Source organism: Staphylococcus ureilyticus, from assembly GCF_002902235.1.
GTDB classification, from domain to species: domain Bacteria; phylum Bacillota; class Bacilli; order Staphylococcales; family Staphylococcaceae; genus Staphylococcus; species Staphylococcus ureilyticus.
The window spans coordinates 23751-35183 of sequence record NZ_PPRL01000062.1 but is presented as its reverse complement, the minus strand read 5'-3'; the positions used below and the strand labels follow the sequence as shown (position 1 = coordinate 35183).

Annotated in this window: 10 protein-coding genes; 9 read left to right on the top strand and 1 reads right to left on the bottom strand. The window is 32.4% G+C overall.

Features of this window, described 5'->3' with window-relative positions; all coding sequences use genetic code 11:
* Positions 1–65: 65 nt before the first annotated feature.
* From CD150_RS06940 to pyrG, 3 genes are all read left to right on the top strand, one after another.
* Positions 66–926, top strand: a complete 861-nt coding sequence (locus CD150_RS06940) for a GNAT family N-acetyltransferase (RefSeq protein ID WP_073346117.1) — start codon at positions 66–68, stop codon at positions 924–926.
* A gap of 115 nt (positions 927–1041) precedes the next feature.
* Positions 1042–1593, top strand: a complete 552-nt coding sequence (gene rpoE, locus CD150_RS06935; protein ID WP_103161454.1) for a DNA-directed RNA polymerase subunit delta — start codon at positions 1042–1044, stop codon at positions 1591–1593.
* Between the two features lie 325 nt (positions 1594–1918).
* Positions 1919–3529 carry a CTP synthase gene (gene pyrG / locus CD150_RS06930; RefSeq protein ID WP_073346110.1) on the top strand — a complete coding sequence of 537 codons (1611 nt, stop codon included), beginning with the start codon at positions 1919–1921 and terminating at the stop codon, positions 3527–3529.
* Positions 3530–3633: 104 nt separating this feature from the next.
* On the opposite strand, the gene CD150_RS06925 is transcribed toward pyrG, so the two are convergent.
* On the bottom strand, positions 3634–4155 hold the full coding sequence (locus CD150_RS06925) for a DUF2529 family protein (protein ID WP_046207745.1): 522 nt from the start codon (positions 4153–4155) through the stop codon (positions 3634–3636).
* 219 nt (positions 4156–4374) lie between these two features.
* Between CD150_RS06925 and fdaB the strand changes: the two genes are divergently transcribed.
* The 6 genes from fdaB (at position 4375) to CD150_RS06895 (ending at position 11400) form a co-directional block, all read left to right on the top strand.
* On the top strand, positions 4375–5235 hold the full coding sequence (fdaB, locus tag CD150_RS06920; RefSeq protein WP_073346107.1) for a class IIb fructose-bisphosphate aldolase FdaB: 861 nt from the start codon (positions 4375–4377) through the stop codon (positions 5233–5235).
* Positions 5236–5596: 361 nt separating this feature from the next.
* Positions 5597–6856, top strand: a complete 1260-nt coding sequence (gene murA, locus CD150_RS06915) for a UDP-N-acetylglucosamine 1-carboxyvinyltransferase (protein WP_046207747.1) — start codon at positions 5597–5599, stop codon at positions 6854–6856.
* An 87-nt stretch (positions 6857–6943) separates the two neighbouring features.
* Positions 6944–7267 carry a winged helix-turn-helix transcriptional regulator gene (locus tag CD150_RS06910; RefSeq protein WP_046207748.1) on the top strand — a complete coding sequence of 108 codons (324 nt, stop codon included), beginning with the start codon at positions 6944–6946 and terminating at the stop codon, positions 7265–7267.
* A gap of 434 nt (positions 7268–7701) precedes the next feature.
* Positions 7702–9132, top strand: a complete 1431-nt coding sequence (locus tag CD150_RS06905; RefSeq protein ID WP_073346104.1) for an aldehyde dehydrogenase family protein — start codon at positions 7702–7704, stop codon at positions 9130–9132.
* 560 nt (positions 9133–9692) lie between these two features.
* Positions 9693–11009, top strand: coding sequence for a transcription termination factor Rho (gene rho / locus CD150_RS06900; protein WP_073346100.1), 1317 nt, complete (start codon positions 9693–9695; stop codon positions 11007–11009).
* A gap of 133 nt (positions 11010–11142) precedes the next feature.
* Complete coding sequence (locus CD150_RS06895; protein WP_019468287.1) at positions 11143–11400, top strand: type B 50S ribosomal protein L31; 258 nt, start codon at positions 11143–11145, stop codon at positions 11398–11400.
* Positions 11401–11433 lie beyond the last annotated feature (33 nt).

Sequence of the window (11433 nt, the reverse complement as noted above, 5' to 3'; positions counted from 1 at the left end):
CGATTATATTAGTGTAAAAGTGGTATTAATAACTAATAAAAGTTAAACACAATAGGGGATATAATATGTTTATTAAAGAAACGTTTGAAAATATTACAATACAAGTTTTTGAAGAAAAATATAAAACAGCTGTATGTCATTTTAAATTAAGTGAGCGCCAACAGATATATTCTTCATTGCCAAAAGATGTGCTTAGTGATGCGTTGAAGGATAACGACCGAGTAGCTAATATTGCTTTGAATGATGAAGGAGAAGTAGTAGGTTTTTTTGTCTTACATCAATATTATCAACATGAAGGCTATGATACACCTAAACAAGTTATATATGTTCGTTCTTTATCTGTAAACGAAGATTTTCAAGGGTTTGGGTATGGTACAAAAATGATGATGTATTTGCCACAATATGTTCAAAAGCTATTTCCAAATTTTAATCATTTATACTTAGTTGTAGATGCGGAAAATAAAGGTGCATGGAATGTATATGAACGTGCAGGTTTTATGCATGCTGCCACAAAAGAAGAAGGCCCGATCGGCAAAGAACGTCTATATTATTTAGATTTAGATTCTAAGCATGTATCTTCTTTAAAGCTAACAGCAAATGGAGATACATCACCTTATGATGTGCATATTATTGATATGATGAAAGACGATAATAAGGTAGGTTTTATAGCAATTGAGCAACATGAACAGCGTATGAATATTAATTCAATTGAAGTTGATAAAGCAGAGAGACATAACGGTATAGCGGAAAGTGCATTGAGACAATTACCTACATATATTCGAAAACATTTTGAAGGTATAAAACTAATAACAATAACACTTTATGGGGAAAATAATGAATTAAAACCACTATGTATAAACAGTAATTTTGTTGAAATTGAAAAGGCAGAAGATTTTTCTGTTTTTGAAAAATATATTAATTATTAATAGTGTTTGCGAAATCAGGGATTGTCATTTATAATTTACTTTTGTTATTATTACTTAAGATGAATAGTACTGATTTGGATAAATGCATAAATGCCTCTGAAAGGAAGAATAAATAATGAGAATTCAAGATTACACTAAAGAAATGGTTGACGAGAAATCATTTATTGATATGGCCTACACATTATTACTTGAAAAAGGCGATACAATGAACTTATATGATATTATTGACGAATTTAAAGCTTTAGGTCATTACGAAGACCACGAAATTGAAAATAGAATTGTTCAATTCTATACAGACTTAAACACAGATGGTCGTTTCCTAAATGTTGGAGAAAACATATGGGGCTTACGTGATTGGTATTCAGTTGCCGATATTGAAGAAAAAATAGCACCAACTATCCAAAAATTCGACATTTTAGACGATGACGATGAAGAAGATAAAACATTAAAATTACTTGGTGAAGATGAGGCAGACGACGATGATGACATCCCAGCAGTCACTGATGACCAAGAGACAATCGAAGAACCTGATGAAGAAGAAGTTGACGAAGAGATTCCTGAAAATGAAATCGTTATTGATGAAGACGATGACGAAGATGAAGATTTAGAAGAAGACGAAGATGAATATGATGAAGAGGAAGAAGACGAAGAAGACGAAGAAAATTAATCAATAATCTATCAATATTCATTTGACTTTTTCTGCGAAAATGATAAAATTTTATTCGGGCTCCTTTAATTAGGACGACGTGTATAAATATTATACGCTCCCCCTTGCAAATACTGTGAGAGGGAGCGATTTTTTTATTTGAATGACTATACAAATTTTATAAAATTTTAATTTATGACGTTATTTTTAGTGAATATAATGACATTTAAAAATTATAACGCTTAGACGGTTACATAAATTATAACTATTTCAATGATTAATGAAACATGCCATAAATTTTTGTTGGTATTGTGGGAATGACTGTTTTAATAATAGGAGGCAGAAAATGACAAAATTTATTTTTGTAACTGGTGGGGTTGTATCTTCACTAGGTAAAGGTATCACAGCAGCATCTTTAGGACGTTTATTAAAAGATAGAGGATTAAAAGTTACAATACAAAAATTTGATCCTTATTTAAATGTTGATCCAGGTACAATGAGTCCATACCAACACGGTGAAGTATTTGTTACTGATGATGGTGCGGAAACAGATTTAGACTTAGGACATTATGAAAGATTTATTGACATTAATTTAAATAAGTATTCAAATGTTACTGCTGGTAAAGTTTATTCACATGTTTTGAAAAAAGAACGCCGTGGTGATTATCTAGGTGGTACGGTTCAAGTAATTCCTCATATTACAAATGAAATTAAAGAGCGTTTACTTTTAGCAGGAGAAAGTACGAATGCTGATGTAGTTATTACTGAAATTGGCGGTACTACTGGAGATATTGAATCATTACCATTTATAGAAGCGATTAGACAAATTCGTAGTGACTTGGGTCGTGAAAACGTCATGTACGTACATTGTACACTTTTACCATTTATAAAAGCTGCCGGTGAAATGAAAACAAAACCCACACAACATAGTGTTAAAGAACTTCGTGGGTTGGGTATTCAACCAGACTTAATCGTAGTACGTACAGAATATGAATTAACACAAGATTTAAAAGATAAAATTGCTTTATTCTGTGATATTAACAAAGAAAGTGTCATTGAATGTCGCGATGCAGATTCACTCTATGAAATTCCATTACAATTAAGTAAGCAGGACATGGATGATATTGTAATTCAACGCTTAGAACTTAACGCTAAGTATGATACTCAGTTAGATGAATGGCAGTATTTACTAGATACAGTAAACAGTTTAGATGGCAAAATAACTATCGGTTTAGTTGGTAAATATGTAAGTCTTCAAGATGCTTATTTATCAGTAGTTGAATCGTTAAAACATGCAGGTTATCCATTTAAAAAGGATATTGAAGTTAAGTGGATAGATTCTAGTGAAGTAACTGATGAAAATGTACATGATATACTGAATGATGTTGATGGTATTTTAGTTCCTGGTGGATTTGGATTCAGAGCAAGTGAAGGAAAAATATCCGCTATCAAATACGCGAGAGAGAATAATGTACCATATTTCGGTATCTGCTTAGGAATGCAACTTGCTACAGTAGAGTTTGCAAGAAATGTGCTTGGCTTAGAAAATGCACACTCTGCAGAATTAGATCCCTCAACGCCACATCCGATCATTGACCTATTGCCCGAACAGAAAGACATTGAAGATTTAGGTGGTACGTTAAGATTAGGGCTATACCCATGTCATATTAAAGAAGGAACTTTAGCGCATAAAATTTATGACGCAGTAGATATAGAAGAAAGACATCGTCATCGCTATGAGTTCAATAATGAATATAGAGATCAACTAGAAAAAAAAGGTATGATTTTCTCTGGAACTAGTCCAGATGGTAGATTGATTGAAATGGTAGAAATTCCTGAAAATGATTTCTTCGTTGCATGTCAATTTCATCCAGAATTCTTATCTAGACCTAATCGACCACAACCTATATTCAAAGCATTTATAGAAGCATCATTGAATCATCAACAAACAAAGTAAATATTGATTAAAAAGGCTGAAACGATGACATTCGTTTCAGCCTTTTTAAAGTTAGTTTGTTTATTAAATTTGATGAGATATGAAGAATAATAGTGATTTAGATGTTAAAGATTTAAATCTCTAACCATTTCAACCATTTGTGTATATATATCATAATAAATGTAGTTGAATGCAATTGGATGTGGTATAACAATTTTATCGTAATCTTCGGTATACACAATAGGTCTTGGTGTACTTAGATTAACAAAATGAAATAAATGATCTGGAAAATTTCCTGTTTTTGGTTTATTACAAATTAAGACAAAGTCTACATCATTTGCAATTAATGACTTAACATCATTTTCAACATTCTCAGTATAGTAAGGGGAAAAAAGAAACACTCTATCTGTTGTGTCAATATCTTCGAATGTATTAAGTGAGGATAATGCAACACTAGATTCTAACTTTTCATTACTATTTAAAATATAATTTTCAAAAAAATTCAAGTCCCCATAACCTTTAACAAACACATTACCTTCTCCGCCTATTGCTTGAATTAAGCATTGAGCTGCCATTTGAATATCTAAATCTTGTGCTTCAATTCGATTGAAAACACCATTTAATTGTGTGTTTAAAATTTTAGACATATATGTACCTCCGTTCTATTCACTCAACTTATTTTAAATAATGATAGAAAATATTGCAATTTTATATAAAAGTATGAATGCTAAAGACTGATTTAAATGGAATAAATTAAAAAATAAATTAAAAACGCTTACAAATGAATAGAAGAATGCAAATTGTTTGGGATTTTGATATAATTAAATTGTAAAAATATGTGCTCAATGCACTAAGGAGGAACTTTCATGCCTTTAGTTTCAATGAAAGAAATGTTAATCGATGCAAAAGAAAATGGTTATGCGGTTGGCCAATACAACTTAAATAACTTAGAATTTACACAAGCGATATTGGAAGCTTCACAAGAAGAAAATGCTCCAGTTATTTTAGGAGTTTCTGAAGGTGCAGCACGTTATATGGGCGGATTCTATACAGTAGTTAAAATGGTAGAAGGATTAATGCACGATAAAGAAATTACGGTTCCAGTGGCAATTCACTTAGACCATGGTTCAAGTTTTGATAAATGTAAAGAAGCTATCGATGCTGGATTTACATCAGTTATGATTGATGCTTCTCATGAGTCATTTGAAGATAACGTAGCAATTACATCAAAAGTAGTTGAATACGCTCACGAACATGGTGTATCAGTAGAAGCTGAATTAGGTACAGTAGGTGGACAAGAAGACGATGTTGTTGCTGAAGGTGTTATTTATGCAGATCCTAAAGAATGTCAAGAGCTTGTTGAAAGAACAGGTATTGATACTTTAGCACCAGCATTAGGTTCAGTTCACGGACCATATAAAGGTGAACCAAAATTAGGATTTAAAGAAATGGAAGAAATTGGTGCTTCAACTGGCTTACCATTAGTATTACATGGTGGAACTGGTATCCCAACTAAAGATATTCAAAAAGCGATTCCATTTGGCACTGCAAAAATCAATGTTAATACAGAAAATCAAATTGCTTCTGCAAAAGCAGTACGTGAAGCTTTAGACAATGATAAAGAAATGTATGATCCTCGTAAGTATTTAGGACCAGCACGTGAAGCGATTAAAACAACAGTAGTGGGTAAAATTAAAGAGTTTGGTACATCAAATAGAGCTAAATAATCTGCCTATAATAGAAAGATGCATATTTTAAAGTAATCTTGATGATTCAATCGATAAGGCTGTGACAATTTTTAATGTCGCAGTCTTATTTTTTTATGTTATAATCTATGAGCGTTAAAATTAAGCAAATTGAAAAATCAACATAAATTTTAAACAGAAATAAGATAAATAAGATTTGAATCCTATTAAATCGGGAATAAAAATATCATTATAGTATACATAAAAGTGAAGCAATACATAATTTAAAATTAAAAAAGTTTTGTTTCATTGGTGTGTTTTGCAAAGTTCATTTTTTTACTTTATAATGCAAATAATGTAATTAAATTGAAATACTGATTGAAAGGCAAAGGAGATCAAGCGAATGGCTCAAGAAGTAATAAAAATTAGAGGCGGTCAAACACTAAAAGGTGAAGTTAATAATCATGGTGCAAAAAATAGTGCTGTAGCAATCATTCCAGCTACAATTCTAGCGGAAGATAAAGTTACAATAGAAGGGTTACCACAAATCTCAGATGTTGAAACGCTTGTGAGTTTATTAGGTGATTTGAATATTGATGCAAAGCTAGACGGCACGACACTTGAAGTTGATCCAAATGAAATTGAAAATGCCCCATTACCTAATAATAAAGTAGAATCACTACGTGCTTCATATTATATGATGGGGGCAATGTTAGGTAGATTTAAAAAATGTGTAATTGGGTTGCCTGGCGGTTGTCCATTAGGTCCACGACCGATTGATCAACACATCAAGGGTTTTAAAGCATTAGGAGCGCATGTTGATGAATCCAGTGAAACATCTATGAAAATTGAAGCGGATCGTTTAATAGGTGCTAATATATTTTTAGATATCGTTAGTGTAGGTGCAACGATTAATATTATGTTGGCAGCAGTACGAGCTGAAGGACAAACTGTAATTGAAAACGCAGCGAAAGAACCAGAAGTGGTTGATGTAGCTAACTTCTTAACAAGTTTAGGCGCTAATATTAAAGGTGCTGGTACAAGTACAATCAAAATAAAAGGTGTTGAGCATTTACATGGATCACATCATCAAGTGATACCAGATAGAATTGAAGCAGGAACATATATGTGTATTGCCGCAGCTTGTGGTGAAGATATTGTGATAAATAATATTATCCCTACCCATGTTGAGCCATTAACTGTTAAGTTGAAAGAACTTGGTGTAAACATAAATGTTGGTGATGATAGTGTAACAATTAAGAGAAGCACACCATATTCTAGTGTAGATATTAAAACATTAGTATATCCAGGTTTTGCTACAGATTTACAACAACCTATTACGCCATTATTATTTATGGCTGATGGAGTTTCTTTTGTGACTGAAACAATCTATCCAGCTCGATTCAAGCATGTCGAAGAACTTAAAAATATGGGTGCTAATATTACATCAGATAATGGTACTGCAACAATCAAACCCTCTAAATTAACAGGTGCAGAAGTATACGCAAGTGATTTACGTGCAGGTGCTTGTCTAATTGTAGCTGGCCTATTAGCTGAAGGTGTTACTACAATTTATAATGTAAAACATATTTATCGTGGTTATACCAATATTGTTAAAACACTAAAATCACTTGGAGCAGACATTTGGACTGAAAAAATATAAAACATGTGGTATAATAATTATACTGAATGTATAAAGTACATTATAGTTTATGCAGTGGGGAAATATAATTGATATGAGGTGATGACCATGGAGGTTTGCCCTTATCTTGAAGAGACCTTTAAAATAGTAGGTAGAAGTTGGAACGGTCTTATCATTAATTACTTGTCTAGGTGCACGGAAAAATCTGCTCATTTTTCTGATATGAAACGTGATTTGAAAACAATTACGCCTCGTGCACTTAGCATAAAGCTCACAGACCTTAATGAATGGGGACTTGTAGAGAAAAAAATTATTTCTACTAGTCCTATGAACATTTTATATCAACTTACAGATAAAGGTGATGCCTTAGCATCGGCATTGGTTCCTATGGAAAAATGGGCCCAAGAATATATCGAGTTGGAAAGTGAATGATTTTAACTTTTTAATTTGACATTTTCATGTAATATTTTATTTGAATATGATTGTTATATCTAGTCTGTTTTTAACATACTAAGATTAGCTATAAAGAAATCTTTAATTAAAGGTTTCTTTATAGCTTTTTTATTTATTGTCGAATCATCTAATCTATAGTAGCGTTAAAATAATTTTGTTGATTAAGAGTGGATGTGCCAATTGACATGTCATGGTATGTTTAAATATTCTAAAAAAAGCAAAATTTTAAGGATATAAATGTTATTTCTAGTTGATATATAACGCAATAATGCTATTATAACTATGCACAAATTTCAGGCGTAAAACCCTGTAATAACAACGTTTGCAATGATTTGGAATGAGCAGATATGTTTTAAAATTAAAAATCTAGGTTAGAATAAAATTATGAACACAAATTAAGGAGTGAATAATTGATGAGAAATTTCACTAAACAATATATCGACGGAGAATGGGTAGAAAGTGCAAGTGGAGAAACACTTGATGTAATCAACCCAGCAACTGAAGAAGTGGCAGGCACAATTGCTAAAGGCAATAAAGAGGATGTTGATAAAGCGGTAGAAGCAGCAGATAAAGTATATTTAGAATTTAGACAAAGTTCTGTAGCAGAAAGAAAAGAACTGTTAGATAAAATTGTTCAAGAATATAAAAATAGAAAAGATGATATTGTTGATGCAATAACTGACGAATTAGGAGCTCCTTTAAAAGTATCTGAAAATGTCCATTATCAAATGGGATTAAATCATTTTGAAGCTGCACGAGATGCATTAGATAATTTTGAATTTGAAGAAAGACGTGGCGACGATTTAGTTGTTAAGGAAGCAATTGGTGTTGCTGGATTAATTACACCATGGAATTTCCCAACTAACCAAACTTCATTAAAATTAGCAGCAGCTTTTGCTGCAGGAAGCCCAGTTGTATTAAAACCATCAGAAGAAACACCATTTGCAGCCATCATTTTAGCAGAAATATTTGATAAAGTTGGCGTACCTAAAGGTGTATTTAACTTAGTGAATGGTGATGGCCAAGGCGTTGGAAATCCACTAAGTGAACATCCAAAAGTAAGAATGATGTCCTTTACTGGATCTGGTCCAACTGGTGCAAGCATTATGAAGAAAGCAGCTGAAGATTTCAAAAAAGTATCATTAGAATTAGGAGGTAAATCTCCTTATATTATTTTAGATGATGCTGATATTGATGGTGCTGCAAGTGCAGCAACTGGTAAAGTCGTCAATAATACAGGACAAGTTTGTACTGCAGGAACTAGAACATTGGTACCAGCAAGTATAAAAGAAGAATTCTTAACAGCTGTTAAAGAAAAATTTAGCCAAGTTAAAGTTGGTGATCCTCGTGAAGAAGGTACACAAGTAGGACCAATTATTAGTAAAAAACAATTTGATCAAGTTCAATCATATATTGATAAAGGTGTAGAAGAAGGTGCCGAATTATTATACGGTGGTCCTGGAAAACCTGAAAACTTGGAAAAAGGCTATTTTGCAAGACCAACTATTTTTAATAATGTTGAAAATGATATGACAATTGCACAAGAAGAAATTTTCGGTCCTGTTATGTCTGTGATCACTTACAACGATTTAGACGAAGCAATTGAAATTGCAAATGATACGAAATATGGCTTAGCTGGTTATGTATATGGACAAGACAAAGAAAAACTGCATAAAGTTGCGCGTTCAATTGAGGCTGGAACAGTTGAAATAAATGAAGCTGGACGAAAACCAGACTTACCATTCGGTGGCTATAAACAATCAGGTTTAGGACGCGAATGGGGAGATTATGGCATAGAAGAATTCTTAGAAGTTAAATCTATTGCAGGATATTTTAACGCGTAATTTAATACAAAATAAAATTATAAGTTGTAATAAAAATATACTGTGACAAATAATCTCAAGCTTAAAAATGACTAATCCGTATGCTTATGGATTAGTCATTTTTTAATCTTCCGATTTTTAACAAGCATGCGTGAGGATATGATTTGAACCTGTAGCCCCTTATAACCACCATTTCTTCGGTGTCAAGACATTATAAAATCGCCAAAAATGAATGTTTAACTTATATTACTTAACGAAACGACAACCTCAAATTCCCAATATAAGTCTATTACGATATGCAAAGGTCAGTTTTTATATTTCTCAGTGACAATTGATGTTAATGATTGAACCAGAGATACCTATACCTAGCGCTTATTATTTTTAGAAATTTTGAATTATAAATTAAAGCTTTACAATTTAACATACTGTTTTATTAACTAATTAGCTTTAAAGCAGTATTAATAAATTTCAAAAATTGAAATACATTTTGTAATTAAATAAAATATTTGCTATAGTTATAAAGGTAAATAGCGTAGCCCTCTATGTTATTTAAAACTTTTTTATGAAATGGGTGCAAGATAATGCCTGATAAAGTACGAACATCACCTCAGTACGAATCGTTCCACGAGTTATATAAAAATTACACTACTAAAGATCTCACTCAAAAAGCAAAATCACTAAAATTAACAAACTATAGTAAATTAAATAAAAAAGAGTTAGTTCTTGCAATTATGGAAGCCCAGATGGAAAAAGATGGAAACTATTATATGGAAGGTATCTTAGATGATATCCAACAAGATGGTTATGGCTTCTTAAGGACTGTCAATTATTCAAAAGGTGAGAAAGATATTTATATCTCTGCTAGCCAAATACGTCGTTTTGAAATTAAAAGAGGCGACAAAGTAACTGGTAAAGTAAGGAAACCAAAGGATAATGAAAAGTATTATGGTTTGCTACAAGTAGATTTTGTTAATGATGAGAATGCAGAAGAAGTTAAGAAAAGACCACATTTCCAAGCATTAACACCATTATATCCAGAAGAGCGCATCAAGCTAGAAACATCAAAAGAAAATTATTCTACACGTATTATGGATTTAATTACGCCAATTGGTTTAGGACAACGTGGTTTGATTGTTGCCCCACCAAAAGCTGGGAAAACGTCATTATTGAAAGAAATTGCAAATGCCATCGCAATCAATAAACCTGATGCAGAATTATTTGTGCTACTTGTGGGTGAAAGACCAGAAGAAGTAACTGATATTGAGCGTTCTGTAGAATCAGCAGAAGTCGTTCATTCAACATTTGATGAACCACCACAGCACCATGTCAAAGTAGCAGAATTACTATTAGAACGTGCCAAGCGTTTAGTAGAAATAGGTAAAGATGTCATTATTCTTATGGATTCTATTACAAGACTTGCACGTGCATATAACTTGGTTATCCCGCCAAGCGGACGCACGCTTTCAGGTGGTTTAGATCCAGCTTCATTACACAAACCTAAGGCATTCTTTGGTGCTGCGAGAAATATTGAAGCTGGTGGAAGTATGACGATATTAGCTACTGCTTTAGTAGATACAGGATCACGTATGGATGACATGATATATGAAGAATTTAAAGGGACAGGAAACATGGAATTACACCTTGATCGCAAACTGGCTGAACGCCGTGTCTTTCCAGCTATTGATATTGGTCGAAGTTCTACACGTAAAGAAGAATTACTAATACCGCCAAAAGATTTAGAGTCACTTTGGCAACTACGTAACATGTTCACAGATTCACTTGATTTCACAGAAAGATTTGTAAGAAAATTAAAACGTACAAAAACGAATCAAGAATTCTTTGAACAATTGCAACAAGCTGCCAAAGAAAGTACTAAAACTGGTAAGCCAATTATTTAAAGCAGCTTAACATTTAAATATGTGATTTAGGGTTGCGTTTTAGTTTTATATCAATTATAATTATCAAGTATTGGGTAAAAAAACTCACAAACAACTCTGTTCCAGATGGTTCAGGGCAAAGGAGCTGAAAAAAATGAAACAAAATATTCATCCTGAATACCACAAAGTTATCTTTTTAGATACAACTACAGACTTTAAATTCTTAAGTGGTTCAACAAAATCTTCATCAGAAACAATGGAATGGGAAGATGGAAATGAATACCCAGTTATTCGTTTAGATATTTCATCTGATTCACATCCATTTTACACAGGACGTCAAAAATTCGCTGCTGCGGATGGTCGTGTGGAACGTTTCAACAAGAAATTCGGATTCAAATCAAGCAACGAATAATTGTTGTCATAAGGCATTCTCATTTTATGAGAA

Bases quoted from the DNA above. Each gene is read 5' to 3' on its own strand.
- CD150_RS06940 (WP_073346117.1), top strand. From the start codon at position 66: ATGTTTATTAAAGAAACGTTTGAAAATATTACAATACAAGTTTTTGAA.
- rpoE (WP_103161454.1), top strand. From the start codon at position 1,042: ATGAGAATTCAAGATTACACTAAAGAAATGGTTGACGAGAAATCATTT.
- pyrG (WP_073346110.1), top strand. From the start codon at position 1,919: ATGACAAAATTTATTTTTGTAACTGGTGGGGTTGTATCTTCACTAGGT.
- CD150_RS06925 (WP_046207745.1), bottom strand. From the start codon at position 4,155: ATGTCTAAAATTTTAAACACACAATTAAATGGTGTTTTCAATCGAATT.
- fdaB (WP_073346107.1), top strand. From the start codon at position 4,375: ATGCCTTTAGTTTCAATGAAAGAAATGTTAATCGATGCAAAAGAAAAT.
- murA (WP_046207747.1), top strand. From the start codon at position 5,597: ATGGCTCAAGAAGTAATAAAAATTAGAGGCGGTCAAACACTAAAAGGT.
- CD150_RS06910 (WP_046207748.1), top strand. From the start codon at position 6,944: ATGGAGGTTTGCCCTTATCTTGAAGAGACCTTTAAAATAGTAGGTAGA.
- CD150_RS06905 (WP_073346104.1), top strand. From the start codon at position 7,702: ATGAGAAATTTCACTAAACAATATATCGACGGAGAATGGGTAGAAAGT.
- rho (WP_073346100.1), top strand. From the start codon at position 9,693: ATGCCTGATAAAGTACGAACATCACCTCAGTACGAATCGTTCCACGAG.
- CD150_RS06895 (WP_019468287.1), top strand. From the start codon at position 11,143: ATGAAACAAAATATTCATCCTGAATACCACAAAGTTATCTTTTTAGAT.